The sequence below is a fragment of the Tenacibaculum sp. Ill genome, from assembly GCF_051938915.1.
Classification (GTDB): Bacteria; Bacteroidota; Bacteroidia; order Flavobacteriales; family Flavobacteriaceae; genus Polaribacter; species Polaribacter larymnensis.
On sequence record NZ_JBPSCW010000002.1, the window covers coordinates 1,813,480 to 1,832,792 of the forward strand.

Here is a 19,313-nt window from a genome sequence, read left to right on the forward strand (position 1 = left end):
GTAAATTTAGTGTGTTAGGTCAATCGAATTGATATGGAATTTATAGATTATTACAAAGTTTTAGGAATAAATAAAAAAGCAACTGCTGCCGATATAAAAAAAGCCTATCGGAAGTTAGCAAGAAAATATCATCCAGATACAAACCCAAATGATGAAGAAGCTAAAAAGAAGTTTCAGCAAATAAATGAAGCAAATGAAGTATTAAGTAACCCTGAAAATCGTAAAAAGTACGATGAATACGGAGAAAACTGGCAACATGCAGAAGCATATGAGGAGGCTAAAAAACAACGTGCTAGTCAAAGTGGATTTGGAAGAGGAGGGTCTTATCAGCAATATTCATCTTCAGGTTTTGATGGAACTGATTTTTCTGACTTTTTTAATGCTGCCTTTGGTGGAGGAGGAAGATCAGATAGACGAACAGCTCAATTTAGAGGACAAGATTTTAATGCAACTTTACAATTGAATTTAAGAGATGTATATACTTCACAAAAGCAAGTACTGATAGTAAATGATAAAAAGATACGAATAAAGATTCCTGCTGGTGTAGAAAATGGTCAGACAATTAAAATAAAAGGTCATGGAGGCGAGGGAATTAATGGCGGTCCTAAAGGAGATTTATACATCACTTTTGATATTAAACCTGATATTAATTTTAAACGTGATGGCGCTAATTTATACACGGAACAGGCTATTGATTTATACACCGCAGTATTGGGTGGAGAGGTAGTGATTAATACCTTTGTTGATAAGGTTAAATTAAAAGTAAAATCAGGAACTAAAAATGGAACTAAAATCAGATTAAAAGGAAAAGGGTTTCCAAAATATAAAAAAGAAGGTCAGTATGGTGATTTGTATGTTACTTATAAAGTAAATACCCCTACCAATTTAACAGAAGAACAACGAGAGTTATTTACAAAACTTTCTAAATTGAAATAGATATGAGCGATAAAGAGTTAATAAGTGTACAGAAAGTTATTGTTCATCACAATTTAGATGAACAATTTATAGAAAGTATTGAGTCTTTTCAACTCATAGAGTTTGTAGTAAAAGATTCGAACAAGTATTTACACACAGAACAGTTGCCGATTTTAGAGAAAATAATCAGATTGCATTACGATTTAGAGGTAAATATGCAAGGTATAGACGTGATTAATAATATGCTTGATAGAATGGATTCCATGCATAAAACGATTCAACAACTAGAAAATAAATTAAAACTATACGAGTAAACTAATTTATGAGTTAGATTTCTTATAAAGAGTTCCGTCTATTTTATCATTGATGTCAGGATTGTGCTTTTTAATTTTAATTTTAATATGTTTTGAAGCGGGCATGTTACTTCCTTTTACAGTATTATGAATTGAAACTAATACATTGGTTTCAGGGAAGTAAGTAACTGTATTTTTTTCAGGGATAGGATATTCAACAATAATAAATAGTGGAGCAATACGCTCTGTATTGTTGTCATAATTGTATAAATCTACCTTATCACCAGATGTAAAACCAGCTTTTTCTATATCTTTTTTATTCATGAAAATTACACGACGTTCATTATGAATTCCACGGTAACGATCATTTAATCCATAAATAGTAGTATTGAATTGGTCGTGTGTTCTTACTGTAGCCATTAAATACTCATCATCAGCTAGAGTGTTTTGAGGCAATGTGGTTATAGAAAATGGAGCACGATCTCCAAACTCTTTTGTTTTAAAGTTCCCTTCACGAGCTGCATTAGGTAAGTAAAATCCGCCTTTTTGTTTTACACGAACATTGTAGTTGTCAAAACCAGGAATACATTTTTCTATATCATCTCTTACAGCATCATAACTATTCATATATCTATCCCAATCAACCACACTTTTATTTCCTAAAGTAGCTTTTGCCATACGACACACAATATGAGTCTCGTTGATAAGTTTGTCAGAAATAGGTTTTAATACTCCTTTAGACCATTCAACAATTCCCATAGCATTTTCAGCACTTGTATACTGATGCTCACCGTTAATCATATCAATTTCACTTTTAGAAATAGTAGGTAAAATTAAAGCCTCTTTTCCATGAATCAAATGAGTTCGGTTTAACTTAGTTGAAACAGAAACAGACAAATTAAGCTGTCTCATTCCATTTGCAGTATAAGTGGTGTCAGGAGTTGCTGATAAGAAATTTCCTCCCATGCTAAAATGTACTTTAATTTTTCCTTCATTCATAGCCTTTATGGTATTCACAACATCATAGCCATTATTTCTTGGCGGATTAAAGTCAAAAACTTCTTGCAATTTATCAAGTTGCTCTCTAGAAGGACTGTGGTTAATAAGCATCGTTCTATTTCCTTGTACATTACTATGTCCACGTACAGGGCAAGAACCTGCTCCGGGCTTACCAATACTTCCTTTTAAGAATAACAGGTTTAGAACTTCTTTTATAATATCAACTCCGTTAGGTTGTTGCGTAAGTCCCATTCCCCAACAAATGATAATTCGGTTTTTATAAGCTAACATTTCTGCAGCTTTTTGAATATCTTCTTTTAAAATACCCGATGCTATTGCTAATTCATCTAAATTATAACTTTCAATTTGTTTTATTAAATCCTCGTAGCCAACTGTTTTATTATTGATGAATTCTTGGTCAAAAACTTTACCAGGAGTTTCTTTCTCAAAATGTAATAGTAAGAGTTCGATAGCTTTTAGCAATGCTAAATCTCCATTAATTTTAACAGGAAGATGTAAATCGGCAAGTTGGATACCTTTTCCTAAAATACCACTTATTTTTTGGGGATCTCGGAATCCCATTAAACCAGCTTCGGGAAGAGGGTTAACAGCAATAATTTTAGCTCCGTTCTTTTTCCCTTTTTCTAAAGCACTTAACATTCGTGGAGAGTTAGTTCCTGGATTTTGACCAATAATCATGATGACATCGGTATCGTAGAAGTCTTTTAAAGTAGCAGTTCCTTTTCCTATACCCGTAACTGAGGCTAAGGTAAAACCAGAGGTTTCGTGACACATATTAGAACAATCAGGGAAATTGTTAGTTCCAAATTCACGCACAAAAAGTTGATATGCAAAAGAAGCTTCGTTACTTGTTCTTCCAGAAGTGTAAAAAGCAGCATTATCTGGAGACTCTAACCTATTTAAGTGTTCGGCAATTTTTGCAAAAGCATTGTCCCAGCTAATAGGTTCATAATGTGTACCATTTTTAGGAAGGTACATAGGCTCAGAAAGTCTACCTAGATGTCCAATTTCATAATCAGTTAATTGAGAAAGCTCATAAATAGAATTTTTTAAAAAAAATTCTGTAGTAATTCTTTTACTAGTAGCTTCTTCAGCTATAGCTTTTGCACCATTTTCACAATATTCAGCAATAGGCGATCGCTCATCATCAGGATCGGGCCAACCACAACTAGGACAATCAAAACCATCAAACTGATTCATTTTAAACAAAGCTTTTCCTCCTCTAACTAAAGCTTTATCGTTTATTAAACTCTTTATAGCGTTTGTGACTCCAGGAATTCCTGCAGCCCAATCTTTAGGTTTACCAGTTCTTAAGCTTAATAATTTGTATGGAGGTTCAGCAGAAGGTTGTTTATCGGCTTGTTTATTAGGTTTGTTATCCATTGTTTTTCTATAATCTTTAAGAGATATAAAATTAAGAAAAAAAACGAAGTGATATTATCTTAGAATTATTGTTTTAGTAAAAGTAATTTAAGTTAAATTAAATAATAAGGAGATATCATCATAGTAAGATTTTATTAATCACAGTTTGTGTTAAATTCTTGGTAATCAGATTTAGAAAACGTGGGGATATTTTGGCCATTATGTATCTTAATACAGAATAAGCTAGGATTTGCATTAACAGTTAAGCGACTCAAATTAACCAACCCACTTATATCGAGTGATGTAAGTAAATTACTGGAACAATATAATACTTCAATATTACTGTTAGATTTCAAGTCGATATTTTTAAGCTTGTTATCAGATAAAGCTAAAACTTCTAAAGCTTTATTAGCGGAAAAATCTACTTCTAAAATCTTATTATTTTGTGCTAAAATGGTTTTTAAGTTTACTGCCTTTTTAACATCTAAAGACACCAGGAAATTATCTCTAACATTTAAGGTTTCTAAATTAGGGTTGTCAATACTTAACGTTTCTAATGAATTATAATATAGACTTAACGATTTTAGATTAGTAGCATTTTTTAACCCAGTAATAACACTTAATTCATTTACATCAAGGTCTAACTTGATTAATTCTGTATTGTTACTCAAATCAATATTTTTAAGGTAATTACCGGCAAGTACCAAAGTATCTAACTGTTTATTAAACCTCAAGTTTATTGTGGTTAAATTGTTTCCTGTTGCATGTAATTTTTTTAGATTAGTAAACCCTTCAATACCTGTTAGGTCTGTAATTATATCATCATTAGATGAGTTTAAATCGAGGCTGATAACTCCTAATGCGTCACTTTTTAATAGTTGTTGGTTGATAATGCCATCAGAATCTATACCCAGATTGATTAGTTTAGTCTCAAATTGAGCATCTGGAATGTTTAAATATTTTTGCTCTTCAATATTGTCATCACTTGAACATGAAATAAATAGGGAACATGATATAAGAAGAAAGCTTAATTGTTTTAGGTAACGTTTCATAGGTAAGATTTTTTTTTTGAGACAACAAAATTCGCGAATAAACTGTTTAAAAAAAATTAATTTAAGTTAATTTTTTAGTAGTAAAATCAGTTGAAAAAAGCAAAAGTATTTTGTCTGAAATCTGAGTAATTTTGCTTTATAATAGAGCAGTAATTTTAAGATATATACTAGGAATTACTCAATTAATTTCCTTTAATTCTTTCCCATAAATCTGTTAATAATTGTTTTGCTTTTTCACGATTCCTAGGAACTTCATTTATAATAATTTCACCTTGTTTTTCAGCTATTTCAAAGCTAAAAGCAAACTGTTGAAAATTAGGAGCTACGCTTAAAAGCCCGAAACGAAGATCGTTTAAGTATAACATATTGTTTTTTTCAGAAACAGTATACCAACCTTTGGTGATTTTAATGAGTCGTTTTACAGAAGTATCATCTTTGTAATCACCCAATAAGTTATGATTTTTAGGATAAGAGTAGAACTCAATAGGTTTAGTGTCAAAAAATGAATAATAACCAATAAGGTAAGCATCTTCAGTTTCAACATTTGCTGACCATAAAATAGTATTAAAGGGTGTTGGTTTGGTTCCTATTTCTTTATAAGTTATTCCTTGTTCTTTTAAAGCATTCGCAAATTTAGTATAAGTAATTCCCTTGACAATAATGGTAATTGCCATATAAGAACTACTTACTATAAGACCTAAGTTGTTATATTTTCTTCTTTTTTTAGATGTTTTTGATTGAAACATAGCCATTAAAAGAAACACCAAAAAAGGTAGTGTATATAGTGGATCTATAACAAAAATATTTTTGAAAGCTAACCGTATGTCTAAAGGCCAAAAAAGTTGAGTTCCCCAAGTAGTATGGGCATCTAGAATAGGATGTGTTATAAATTCCCAAAACATGAGTAACGCCCATTCTTTTGTGGAGGCTTTTTTCTCATACAAGGAAATGAGCCAACCGAAAATCCACCCAAAAGTAATTGCAAAAAAAACAGAGTGTGTAAAACCTCTGTGTATTTCTAGAGCAGTAACAGTATCGAAAAGTTTTCCAACATATACATCTAAATCGGGAATTGTACCAGCAATAGCACCGTAAAGCATTGCTTTATTACCAACTTTTTTTCCTAATACAGCTTCTCCAACTGCTGCTCCAAGAACAATTTGTGTAAGTGAATCCATAAAGCAAAAATACTTATAAAACTACTAGTAAATAGAGTTATAATATTCGTCAACCCATTCCGCAGGATATTTATTATATAAGTCGTTAAGTAGTAGTTTATTTGCTTCGGAAGTTTTAAAGTCTTTATAAAAACTACCAAGAACCCAAACTGTTTCTCTAGGTAAGTCTGTTTTATGATACTCAAAAAGAACTTGCTTTGAAGTTTTAGAAGAGTCAACCAGTAGTAGAACCAATGCTCCAGCTGTTTCAAAATTAAATTGATTACAGAAAGGAGTCATTTTTTGAGCCCTTTTTAAAAGTATAGGATTCTCTAAGAAAAGTGATGCTTTTAGTTTTCTTCTTAGACTAGGATAACTTGTATAAGAGTTAACCTTGGTAACAAACTTTAAATTCTCTAAAAACTTATTATACTTTGTATTGTATAGGTTTTCTATGTCATTTAGTGAGTTCACTCCAAAGAGTAAATATACCGTACTAGGTCTTAAAACATTAATATTATATCCTTTTCCAATTGAGGATAGTGCTCTTTCAATACCTTTTTGTAAAAGGGGATAATTGTTTTCTTTTACTTTTGTAATAATACCTAATCTAGAGGCGTGAAAATAAGCATCAACAATTTTTTGCTTGTCTATTCCTTTTAAAGCTTTTGTTAGTGTTGCATTAATATCATAATGACGATACGGGTAAAATTGACCTTGAAACTTATGGAGTAAAGCTTCGTTTTCACTTTCGATAAAAAAATCAATAATTTTACTTGTAGTAAGCTTTCCTATAGTTTGATATTTTTTTTCTTGTGACTGTATTATTATCTCTCTTTCCATTTATGAGATGTGTTTTATTAATTATTGAATTTTTTAATGAAAAATGATTGCTGCTTTGTTGCGAATACTATGCTTTGCAGCTTTAAATAATTCACACCAAACTAGTTTCTCTCTCCAAAAGTTTTCTTCTGTGTTTATTGATTTATTTACAGCATCAATATTTACAATAGTATCTTCTTCATCTAGTTGAATATTAAGCTTATTTGCTATAAATTTTAATTCCTTAAAAAGTGTGTATGACGAACCAATCATTGCACCATCAATAGGAGTCTCATCATTATCAAAAACAATATCGATAAAATCCACAGGAACATAAAAACCTGTACAATCTGAATGACATATAAGATGACAAGTTAATAATGATGCATGGTCATCTATAATAGAATCTTCATTAGGCTCACTGTTAGGGCTAAATGGAGTAGGAGTCCAATCTTCATATTCGGCACAATAAGCGTAAAAACGTCTTAAGTGATGAATAAAATCGTAAGAAAATCCACCAAGATCTAAAGGACCATCTTCTAATTCAGTTGGTTCTTCGTAAGGTGTAAGTCCATTTAATTCTAATAATTTGTTGATATTTTTAAATATCGAAGAGTAATGCTGAAAAGCTTCTTCATCCATTTCTTTAAAGCTAGCTAGTGCTCCGCTAGTAATGTATAATCCCATTTTTTAAGTTTAAAATTTTATAGTAAAATTATAAACCCATGTAAGTAGATAGAAATTTGTTTTATAAGCGTAGTAAACCGTTATAAATTTGAGAAAATAAACTTACTTTCCGATACAGAAATTCCCAAAAATATGACCTAAAATATCCTTGTCAACATCATATTCACCAGTGATATTTCCTAAGTGTCGTAGACATTCTCGAATATCAATAGCAAATAAATCAGAAGAAATATCTAAATCAATTCCATTTTTTACCGAATTAATACTTTCTAGAGCATGGTTTAATGCTTCGAAGTGGCGTGAGTTAGTAACAATTGTTTCATTGTTACTTAAAGCACCTGTATTCACTAAAGAAATAAGTTCTTGTTTTAACTCATCAACACCAATATTTTGTTTAGCAGAAAGTAGAATTAAGTTTTCAATTTCTGATTGTAAAATAGAAGAGTCATGGCAAGATAATGTATCTATTTTATTAGCAATAACTAACAGACGTTTATTAGGAAAACGCTGTTTAATAGTTGCTATTTCTTCTAAAAATAATTCTTTTGAGTGTATGTATTTATTAGAATCAATTAAAAAGATAATTAGTTGTGCATTTTCTGCTTTTTCATAAGCTTTTTTAATTCCGATACTCTCAACAACATCTTCAGTTTCTCTAATACCAGCAGTATCTATAAAACGGAAAACAACACCATCAATAATTAGTTCATCTTCAATAGCATCACGAGTAGTACCAGCAATATCAGATACAATAGCTTTTTCTTCGTTTAGTAAGGCATTTAACAACGTAGATTTACCAACGTTAGGTTCTCCAATAATAGCAACAGGAATTCCATTTTTCATAGCATTTCCAAAAGCAAAAGAATCAATTAAACGCTTTAAAACAGCTGATATCTTAGCAACCAATTCTTTAAATTTGGTTCTATCAGCAAACTCAACATCCTCACCAGAAAAATCTAGTTCAAGCTCAATTAATGCAGCGAAATCTAATAGTTGAGCTCTTAACTCTTTTAATTCATTGGTGATACCTCCACGCATCTGCTGAATTGCCATTTGATGAGAAGCAGCAGAATTAGAAGCAATAACATCGGCCACAGCCTCAGCTTGCGATAAATCCATTTTACCATTTAAAAAAGCACGCATAGTAAACTCGCCATTATCAGCCATTCTACAACCATTTTGTAAGAAAAGTTGAATGATTTCTTGTTGAATAAAACTAGAACCATGACACGAAATTTCTACTACATCTTCACCAGTATAAGAGTGCGGGTTTTTAAAAATAGATACTAAAACTTGATCAATAACAACTCCATTATTTACAATATGACCTAAGTGTAGGGTATGAGATTTTTGATTTAATAATGATTTATTTTTCTTTATAGAAGAGAAAAATGAATCTACAATTTTTATCGATTTTTCCCCAGAAAGTCTAATAACAGCAATAGCACCAACCCCTGCTGGTGTTGCTAAAGCAATAATTGTATCGTTTTGTATCATACTGCAAAATTACCTAATTAAAAAAGAAGTATTATAAAATATATAGAACATATTTTTTACCTGTATGGCCATAGGGGAAAACCCCCTTTTTTAACATTTCATTTTTTAAACCTAAAAATAAGTGTTACTTTTGGTATAACAGTTTTTAGAACTTAAAAAACGTTAATCCCTCAAAATAATACTATTCCCACTCAGTATTATTTTAGTTTCCTCAAAAAATTTTATTGTATACCCATTGTGTATTATTGATGTATTACATTCTTGTAATACTCAGAAATGCGTAACCCTTAATTACCCCAACCACCCCCATTTTACCCTATCCCCGTAAAATGGTTTTAGCTAACACTAAGACTTGATAAGAGTAATACCTAAAGAAGTTTAGAGTATTTAAAAGTTAAATTTTAAAAGTTAAGGTATGGGAATGAAAACTACTCATTTAAGAAAATTAATGCTGATACTTTTGTTGTTTAGTGCTAACTATATTTTTTCACAAACAACAGTATCTATGCAGAGTCCCTGTAGCCTTTCTGGGTGTGGAGCTCAGGATGTTGAAATAGGGAGTGTTTATATAGGAGACATAAATGGAAATCCAATAAGCACGTGTACAGTAGGGCAACAGCTCTCTAACGTTTATTTATATGTAGATATTTCAAAAGCAGCAAGTAAAATTGACCTATACATGCAGTTTTACTTGATGAATGGTACAGATAAAATTGATAAAGACGGAAATGTTTATGTAGGTACTGATAAGATTAGTATTGGAATCTCAGGTTCAATTAGTCCAGGTACTTATCAAATGTTTGAATTAATAAATTACACTTGTGGTGAAGAATTAACTTTAACAGACGTTTATCTATCTTGGCAAACACCTGGAAGTGTTGTAGGACCAGGATGTGCTACACAAACTTCTAAGTGTTCCGGTGAGAACTTACCACCAATTGATGTACAAACACCAATAGCACCAGATTTTACATTCGAGTATGATTGTGGTGTTAATGGATTTCAAAGAACAACATTTACGAATACTTCTACAGGAGGAGACGGAATATTGACTTATGAATGGAGTTTTGGAACAGATTCTTCTCCAAGCATAGCAACAACTGAAGGGCCTCATCTTGTCAGTTATACCAGTACTGGAACTAAAACAGTAACTTTAATAGTAACTGATGAAGACGGAGACACTAATTCAATAATGAAAAATGTTACTATTGATAGTACTCCATCAGCAGGAATTGTAGGAACAAATGTATTGTGTAATGGAGGAAGTGACGGTGAAGCAGATTTAACAGTAACAGGAGGTAAAGCTCCTTATACGTATTTATGGAATACGGGAGCTACAACCGAAGATATAAGTGGTTTAACACAGGGAACGTATAATGTTACCGTTACGGATGCCAATGGTTGTATAGCACTAGCGGATGTTACTATAACAGAACCACCAATATTATCTCTTTCTCTTTTAGGAAGTGATTTAAGTTGTGGAGGAAGTGATGGGGCTATTGACTTGACAGTATCAGGAGGAACAGCAGATTATACTTACTTATGGAATACAGGAGCAACTACAGAAGACCTTAGTGGGTTAACAGAGGGGACTTATACAGTTACCGTTACTGATGCCAATGGTTGTCAAGAAGTAGATTCTATTACCTTAGTATCAAATGATGATGAAGATCCTGTAATAAGTGTTCCTGAAACTTTAGACTTAGAAGGTTGTGATGAAAACGATATTACAAATACTAATGCTAGATACTCTTTCAGTTTAGTAGAATCTTCAGATATAAAAGATAGCTTTTTTACCACTGGTTATACGGCTTCAGATGATGGAACAATAGCAAATATAACTTATATAGATGCAATTAGTTCTGATGATGGATGTATTACTACAGTTACAAGAACGTTTACTGTAACAGATACTTGTGGTAAAACAGGAACAGACTCAATTATAATTACTATTCAAGACACAGAAAATCCTGTATTATCATCAGAACCAGCAGATGTAAGTGTAGACTGTGAAGCAATTCCAGTAGTACCAACCATCACTGCAACAGATAATTGTAATAATGCTATAGTGGTGTTCACTGAAGTAAGTAATACGGTAGTAGATGGCTGTGGAGAGATTGTACGTAAATGGGATGCTACAGATCAGTGTGGAAACACAGTAAGTCATACCCAAACCATCACTGTAACCGATACTACTGCACCAGTCTTATCAGAGGAACCAGCCGATGTAAGTGTAGACTGTGAAGCAATACCAGCAGTACCAACAATTACCGCAACCGATAATTGTGATACAGTAGTAGACGTAGTGTTTACCGAAGTAAGTAACACGGTAGTAGACGGCTGTGGAGAGATTGTACGCCAATGGGAATCAACAGATAATTGTGGAAACACAGTAAGTCATACCCAAACCATCACTGTAACCGATACTACTGCACCAGTCTTATCAGAGGAACCAGCCGATGTAAGTGTAGACTGTGAAGCAATACCAGCAGTACCAACAATTACCGCAACCGATAATTGTGATACAGTAGTAGACGTAGTGTTTACCGAAGTAAGTAACACGGTAGTAGACGGCTGTGGAGAGATTGTACGCCAATGGGAATCAACAGATAATTGTGGAAACACAGTAAGTCATACCCAAACCATTACTGTAACCGATACTACAGCACCAGTATTATCAGGAGAACCAGCAGATGTAAGTGTAGATTGTGAAGCAATTCCAGCCGTACCAACAATTACCGCAACCGATAATTGTGATACTGTGGTAGACGTAGTGTTTACCGAAGTAAGCAATACAGTAGTAGATGGATGTGGAGAGATCGTACGCAAGTGGGAATCAACCGACAACTGTGGAAACACAGTAAGTCACACGCAAACCATTACAGTAACCGATACTACAGCACCAGTATTATCAGAGGAACCAGCTGATGTAAGTGTAGATTGTGAAGCAATACCAGCAGTACCAACCATCACCGCAACAGATAACTGTGATACAGTAGTTGATGTAATTTTCACTGAAGTAAGCAATACAGTAGTAGATGGTTGTGGAGAGATCGTACGTCAATGGGAATCAACAGATAATTGTGGAAACACGGTAAGTCATACCCAAACTATTACAGTAACCGATACTACTGCACCAGTATTATCATCAGAACCAGCGGATGTAAGTGTAGACTGTGAAGCAATACCAACAGTACCAACCATCACTGCAACCGATAATTGCGATACTGTAGTTGATGTAATTTTCACTGAAGTAAGCAATACCGTAGTAGACGGCTGTGGAGAGATTGTACGTAAATGGGAATCAACCGATAATTGTGGAAACACGGTAAGTCATACCCAAAATATTACAGTAACCGATACTACTGCACCAGTATTATCATCAGAACCAGCGGATGTAAGTGTAGACTGTGAAGCAATACCAACAGTACCAACCATCACTGCAACCGATAACTGTGATAGCGTAGTTGATGTAATTTTCACTGAAGTAAGCAATACCGTAGTAGACGGCTGTGGAGAGATTGTACGCCAATGGGAATCAACAGACAATTGTGGAAACACAGTAAGTCATACCCAAACTATCACTGTAACTGATACTACAGCACCAGTGCTATCATCAGAACCAGCTGATGTAAGCGTAGACTGTGAAGCAATCCCAGCAGTACCAACCATCACCGCAACCGATAATTGTGATACAGTAGTAGACGTAGTGTTTACCGAAGTAAGCAATACCGTAGTAGACGGCTGTGGAGAGATTGTACGTCAGTGGGAATCAACCGACAACTGTGGCAACACGGTAAGTCATACCCAAACCATTACGGTAACCGATACTACAGCACCCGTCTTATCAGCAACACCAGTCGATGTAAGTGTCGACTGTGAAGCAATACCATCAGTACCAACCATCACCGCAACCGATAATTGCGATACTGTAGTAGATGTAGTATTCACCGAAGTAAGCAATACGGTAGTAGACGGCTGTGGAGAGATTGTACGTAAGTGGGAATCAACCGACAACTGTGGCAACACGGTAAGTCATACCCAAACCATTACGGTAACCGATACTACAGCACCCGTATTATCAGCAACACCAGTCGATGTAAGTGTCGACTGTGAAGCAATACCATCAGTACCAACCATCACCGCAACCGATAATTGTGATACTGTAGTAGATGTAGTATTTACCGAAGTAAGCAATACGGTAGTAGATGGCTGTGGAGAGATTGTACGTAAGTGGGAATCAACCGACAACTGTGGTAACACGGTAAGTCATACCCAAACCATCACAGTAACCGATATTACAGCACCCGTATTATCAGCAACACCAGCTGATGTAAGTGTCGACTGTGAAGCCATCCCAACAGTACCAACCATCACTGCAACCGATAATTGTGATACTGTAGTAGACGTAGTATTCACCGAAGTAAGCAATACCGTAGTAGACGGCTGTGGAGAGATCGTACGTAAATGGGAATCAACCGACAACTGTGGCAACACGGTAAGTCATACCCAAACCATTACGGTAACCGATACTACAGCACCCGTATTATCAGCAACACCAGTCGATGTAAGCGTAGACTGTGAAGCAATCCCATCAGTACCAACCATCACTGCAACCGATAATTGCGATACTGTAGTAGATGTAGTATTTACCGAAGTAAGCAATACGGTAGTAGACGGCTGTGGAGAGATTGTACGTAAGTGGGAATCAACCGACAACTGTGGCAATACCGTAAGTCATACCCAAACCATCACAGTAACCGATACTACAGCACCCGTATTATCAGCAACACCAGCCGATGTAAGTGTAGACTGTGAAGCAATACCAACAGTACCAACCATCACAGCAACCGATAACTGCGATACTGTAGTTGATGTAATTTTTACAGAAGTAAGCAATACCGTAGTAGACGGCTGTGGAGAGATTGTACGTAAATGGGAATCAACCGATAATTGTGGAAACACAGTAAGTCACACGCAAACCATTACAGTAACCGATACGACTGCACCAGTATTATCATCAGAACCAGCTGATGTAAGCGTAGACTGTGAAGCAATACCAGCGGTACCAACCATCACTGCAACCGATAACTGCGATACTGTAGTTGATGTAATTTTTACCGAAGTAAGCAATACCGTAGTAGACGGCTGTGGAGAGATTGTACGCAAGTGGGAATCAACAGATAACTGTGGAAATACGGTAAGTCATACCCAAACCATTAAAGTAACTGATATAACTAAACCAGAATTTACTGTACCAGCTGATATTACTATATATAAAGATGATACATGTGCCTATGATGCTAATATTGGAATCACAGGAGATGTAACAGATGAGTCAGATAATTGTGATACAAGTTTAAATGCTAGTTATAGTGATGTTGAATCACCAGGTTCATGTATAGGAGAGGTTATTGTAACAAGAACATGGTCTTTAACAGATAACTGTGGAAATACAACTGAAAAAGTTCAAACTATAACAGTTAAAGATAATACTGCTCCAATTATAGACGAAACAAATAAAAATAATATAGACATAGAATGTGGAGTAGGAGATACAGAAACTGTTTTACAAGATTGGTTAGATAGTAATGCAGGAGCAACAGCAACAGACAACTGTAGTAGTGTAACATGGACTAATAATTATGGAGATGATACTTCTGTGAAATGTGACGGAAGTTATATCACAGTAACATTTACAGCTACAGATGATTGTGGAAACTTTAGTACTACAACAGCTGGATATTTAATTAAAGATGAAACACCTCCAACAATAACTCAGCAACCATCTGATAAAATTGTTGAATGTGATGGTTCAGGAAATACAACAGAATTAAATAATTGGTTAGCTAGTAATGGAGGAGCAACAGCGACAGATGATTGTAGTATTGTAACATGGAGTAATAATTATACAGATTTAACATATACATGTAGTTTTACAGGAGAGGTAGAGGTAATTTTTACAGCTAAAGATGCTTGTGGAAATACTATTAATACTACTGCTGCTAAATTTACAGTAGAAGACACAGTAGCACCAGAATTTGTAGAGACTTTACCAGCAGCAGAAATCACAGTAAGTTGTGATAACATTCCAGTAATGGAAACCTTAACAGCAACCGATAATTGTGATGCATCTGTAACAGTAATTCCGAGTGAAGTAACTAGTGGCGATGATGATGCTTGTGGCTCAGAATACTTAATTACTAGAAAATGGACGGTATCAGATTGTTCAGGAAACACGACAACACATATTCAGGTAATTACAGTAGAAGACACAGTAGCACCAGAATTTGTGGAGACTTTACCAGCAGCAGAAATTACAGTAAGTTGTGATAACATTCCAGTAATGGAAACCTTAACAGCAACTGATAATTGTGATGCATCTGTAACGGTAATTCCAAGTGAAGTAACCAGTGGCGATGATGATGCTTGTGGCTCAGAATACTTAATTACTAGAAAATGGACGGTATCAGATTGTTCAGGAAACACGACAACACATATTCAGGTAATTACAGTAGAAGACACAGTAGCACCAGAATTTGTGGAGACTTTACCAGCAGCAGAAATTACAGTAAGTTGTGATAACATTCCAGTAATGGAAACCTTAACAGCAACTGATAATTGTGATGCATCTGTAACGGTAATTCCAAGTGAAGTAACTAGTGGTGATGACGACGCATGTGGCTCAGAATACTTAATTACTAGAAAATGGACCGTATCAGATTGTTCAGGAAACACGACTACTCATATTCAGGTAATTACAGTAGAAGATACAGTAGCACCAGAATTTGTAGAGACTTTACCAGCAGCAGAAATTACAGTAAGTTGTGATAACATTCCAGTAATGGAAACCTTAACAGCAACTGATAATTGTGATGCATCTGTAACGGTAATTCCAAGTGAAGTAACCAGTGGCGATGATGATGCTTGTGGCTCAGAATACTTAATTACTAGAAAATGGACGGTATCAGATTGTTCAGGAAACACGACAACACATATTCAGGTAATTACAGTAGAAGACACAGTAGCACCAGAATTTGTGGAGACTTTACCAGAAGCAGAAATTACAGTAAGTTGTGATAACATTCCAGTAATGGAAACCTTAACAGCAACTGATAATTGTGATGCATCTGTAACGGTAATTCCAAGTGAAGTAACCAGTGGTGATGATGATGCTTGTGGCTCAGAATACTTAATCACTAGAAAATGGACCGTATCAGATTGTTCAGGAAACACTACAACACATATTCAGGTAATTACAGTAGAAGACACAGTAGCACCAGAATTTGTAGAGACTTTACCAGCAGCAGAAATTACAGTAAGTTGTGATAACATTCCAGTAATGGAAACCTTAACAGCAACCGATAATTGTGATGCATCTGTAACAGTAATCCCGAGTGAAGTAACTAGTGGTGATGATGACGCATGTGGCTCAGAATACTTAATCACTAGAAAATGGACCGTATCAGATTGTTCAGGAAACACTACAACACATATTCAGGTAATAACAGTAGAAGATACTACAGCACCAGAGTTTGTAGAAGAATTACCAGCAGATGCGACGGTAAGTTGTGATGCAGTTCCAGCAGCCGCAGTTTTAACAGCAACTGATAACTGTGATGCTTCAGTAGCAGTAAATTACTCAGAAGAGTTTGCAGGACAAGATGACGAATGTACATCAGAGTATACGATTACAAGAACATGGACAGTACAAGATTGTGCGGGTAATAGCACTTCACATACTCAGGTAGTAACCGTAGAAGATACTACAGCACCAGAGTTTGTAGAGGAATTACCAGCAGATGCGACGGTAAGTTGTGATGCAGTTCCAGCAGCAGCAGTTTTAACAGCAACTGATAACTGTGATGCTTCAGTAGCAGTAAATTATTCAGAAGAATTTGCAGGACAAGATGACGAATGTGCATCAGTATATGCAATCACAAGAACATGGACAGTACAAGATTGTGCGGGTAATACTACATCACATACTCAAGTAGTGACCGTAGAAGATATTACAGCGCCAGAATTTGTAGAAGCATTACCAATAGATGCGACGGTAAGTTGTGATGCAGTTCCAGCAGCAGTAGTTTTAACAGCAACAGATAACTGTGATGCTTCAGTTGCAGTAAATTACTCAGAAGAATTTGCAGGACAAGATGACGAATGTGCATCAGTATATGCAATCACAAGAACATGGACAGTACAAGATTGCGCGGGTAATACTACATCACATACTCAGGTAGTGACCGTAGAAGATACTACAGCGCCAGTATTTGTAGAGGAATTACCAGTAGATGTAACAGTAAGTTGTGATGCAGTTCCAGCAGCAGTAGTTTTAACAGCAACTGATAACTGTGATGCTTCAGTTGCAGTAAATTACTCAGAAGAATTTGCAGGACAAGATGACGAATGTGCATCAGTATATGCAATCACAAGAACATGGACAGTACAAGATTGTGCGGGTAATACTACATTACATACTCAAGTAGTGACCGTAGAAGATATTACAGCGCCAGAATTTGTAGAAGCATTACCAACAGATGTAACGGTAAGTTGTGATGCTATTCCTGAAGCTGTAACATTAACAGCAACAGATAATTGTGATTCTGAAGTAATAGTCGTATATTCAGAAGAGCTTTCTGGACAAGAAGAAGGATGTGCTTCAGAGTATACAATTACAAGAACATGGTTAGTACAAGATTGTGCAGGTAATAGCACATCACATACTCAAGTTATAACAATAGAAGATAATGAAGCACCAACTTTGGTATCAACATTAGAAGATATAACAGTAGAATGTGATAATGTTCCTGAGATTCCAACTTTAGAGTTCACAGATAATTGTTCTTCAAATGTAACACAAACAAATTTTGAAGAAACAAGCACATTTGATGGAAGCGATAGTGACTATACAATAACTAGAACATGGACAGTTGCAGATGACTGTGGAAATGTAGCAGACTTTACACAATATATAACAGTAACTGTAAAAACATCAGTAACAGAAATAGCAGATTCAAGATGTATTGATGATGGAACGATTGATTTGAATGACTATTTAGCAAATCAAAGTGAAGATGGAACTTGGGAAGTAACTCAAGGAAGTGTAACATTATCTGATGATGGAAGTTTTGATCCATCAGGATTAAACTTAGGAGATTACATATTTACATATACATCACCAAATAATGGATGTTTAACATCAACAAAAGTTACAATTAATATAAACGACGATTGTATAGTATTACCATGTGGACAAGAAGATGTGGTAATATCTAAAGCAGTAACCCCTAATGGAGATTCATGGAATGAATTTTTTGAAATTACAGGAGTAGAATCCTGTGGATTCATAGCCAATGTAAAAATATTTAACCGTTGGGGAGCAAAAGTATTTGAATCTAACAATTATGCAAATAATTGGAACGGAACTTCAGATGGAGCTACGTTTGGAGGAGCTGAAAGACTACCAGCAGGTACATATTACTACATTGTAATATTAGAAAATAGTGGTTTAAAACCATTTACAGGAGCAATTTACTTAGGAACCAAATAATATTATAGCTATGAACCATAATTACAAACTATTACAGGCAGTTATTGTACTGTTTTTTACAACAGTTTTAACAGTTCAATCACAACAGCTACCACAATTTACTCAGTATATGTACAATACAATTTCTATTAACCCTGCTTATGCAGGAAGTAGACAAGTATTGAGTATTGTTGGACTGCACAGGAGCCAGTGGGCGGGACTAGATAGAGCACCAGAAACACAAACGCTATCTGTTCACACGCCTCTTAGAAATGATAAAATAGGATTAGGATTATCATTTATAAATGATCAATTAGGATATGAAAACTTCACCTATTTATATGGAGATTTTTCATATACTATTCAACTTAATGACGATGTTAAATTAGCCTTCGGACTAAAAGCAGGTTTTACTCAATATAATATTGATGATGCTTTAATAGCCACAGAAGGGTCTGATCCAGGAATTTCAGGAATTCAAAATAGATGGGAACCAAACATAGGTAGTGGATTGCTACTACATACCAATAAATGGTATGTAGGGCTTTCTGCCCCAAGGCTATTAAATATTGACCATAATGATTTAGAAGTTAATGGAATTAATTACGGAGTTGTAGACAGGGTAAGTTATTATTTGACAGGAGGATATGTTTTTGATTTAAACGAAAATGTAAAGTTTAAGCCTGCTACATTAATAAAAGCAACGAATGGAGCTCCAGTATCATATGATATCACAGCAAACTTTTTATTCAATGAAAAGTTTTGGTTAGGAGGATCTTATAGAATAAATGAAGATACTGGAGCTTTAGGGGCTTTAGTAGATTTTCAAGTATCTCGTCAGTTCCGAGTAGGTTACGCGTATGAACATCCGTTATCAGATATTAATCAGTATTCAAATGGAACCCATGAAATATTATTAATGTTTGAATTATTTCCTAGATTACATAGAACGAAATCTCCTAGATATTTTTAAAAA

At 34.7% G+C, this 19,313-nt stretch carries 10 protein-coding genes; 4 read left to right on the top strand and 6 right to left on the bottom strand.

Annotation, left to right across the window (positions count from 1 at the left end):
- Positions 1-33 precede the first annotated feature (33 nt).
- A complete protein-coding gene (locus ACTPNM_RS08575) occupies positions 34-936 on the top strand; it encodes a DnaJ C-terminal domain-containing protein (protein WP_440121371.1) in 903 nt (300 codons plus the stop codon).
- Positions 937-938: 2 nt separating this feature from the next.
- A complete protein-coding gene (locus tag ACTPNM_RS08580) occupies positions 939-1,229 on the top strand; it encodes a chaperone modulator CbpM (protein WP_440121372.1) in 291 nt (96 codons plus the stop codon).
- Between the two features lie 6 nt (positions 1,230-1,235).
- Here ACTPNM_RS08580 and ACTPNM_RS08585 read toward each other — a convergent pair whose 3' ends face one another.
- The 6 genes from ACTPNM_RS08585 to mnmE form a co-directional block, all read right to left on the bottom strand.
- The gene (locus ACTPNM_RS08585) at positions 1,236-3,611 is read right to left on the bottom strand and encodes an FdhF/YdeP family oxidoreductase (RefSeq protein WP_440121373.1); all 2,376 of its coding nucleotides are present in this window, start codon (positions 3,609-3,611) and stop codon (positions 1,236-1,238) included.
- Positions 3,612-3,745: 134 nt separating this feature from the next.
- On the bottom strand, positions 3,746-4,642 hold the full coding sequence (locus ACTPNM_RS08590; protein WP_440121374.1) for a hypothetical protein: 897 nt from the start codon (positions 4,640-4,642) through the stop codon (positions 3,746-3,748).
- 182 nt (positions 4,643-4,824) lie between these two features.
- Positions 4,825-5,820 (bottom strand): metal-dependent hydrolase, encoded by a 996-nt coding sequence (locus tag ACTPNM_RS08595; protein WP_440121375.1) that lies wholly within the window; start codon positions 5,818-5,820, stop codon positions 4,825-4,827.
- Between the two features lie 24 nt (positions 5,821-5,844).
- Positions 5,845-6,642, bottom strand: a complete 798-nt coding sequence (locus tag ACTPNM_RS08600; RefSeq protein ID WP_440121376.1) for a hypothetical protein — start codon at positions 6,640-6,642, stop codon at positions 5,845-5,847.
- Between the two features lie 33 nt (positions 6,643-6,675).
- On the bottom strand, positions 6,676-7,308 hold the full coding sequence (locus ACTPNM_RS08605; RefSeq protein ID WP_440121377.1) for a hypothetical protein: 633 nt from the start codon (positions 7,306-7,308) through the stop codon (positions 6,676-6,678).
- Between the two features lie 102 nt (positions 7,309-7,410).
- Positions 7,411-8,805 (bottom strand): tRNA uridine-5-carboxymethylaminomethyl(34) synthesis GTPase MnmE, encoded by a 1,395-nt coding sequence (mnmE, locus tag ACTPNM_RS08610; protein WP_274640702.1) that lies wholly within the window; start codon positions 8,803-8,805, stop codon positions 7,411-7,413.
- A gap of 505 nt (positions 8,806-9,310) precedes the next feature.
- On the opposite strand from mnmE, the gene ACTPNM_RS08615 reads away from it, so the two are divergent.
- Both ACTPNM_RS08615 and ACTPNM_RS08620 read left to right on the top strand, forming a co-directional pair.
- The gene (locus ACTPNM_RS08615) at positions 9,311-18,358 is read left to right on the top strand and encodes an HYR-like domain-containing protein (RefSeq protein ID WP_440121378.1); all 9,048 of its coding nucleotides are present in this window, start codon (positions 9,311-9,313) and stop codon (positions 18,356-18,358) included.
- Positions 18,359-18,368: 10 nt separating this feature from the next.
- On the top strand, positions 18,369-19,310 hold the full coding sequence (locus ACTPNM_RS08620) for a PorP/SprF family type IX secretion system membrane protein (protein WP_440121379.1): 942 nt from the start codon (positions 18,369-18,371) through the stop codon (positions 19,308-19,310).
- Positions 19,311-19,313: the final 3 nt, after the last annotated feature.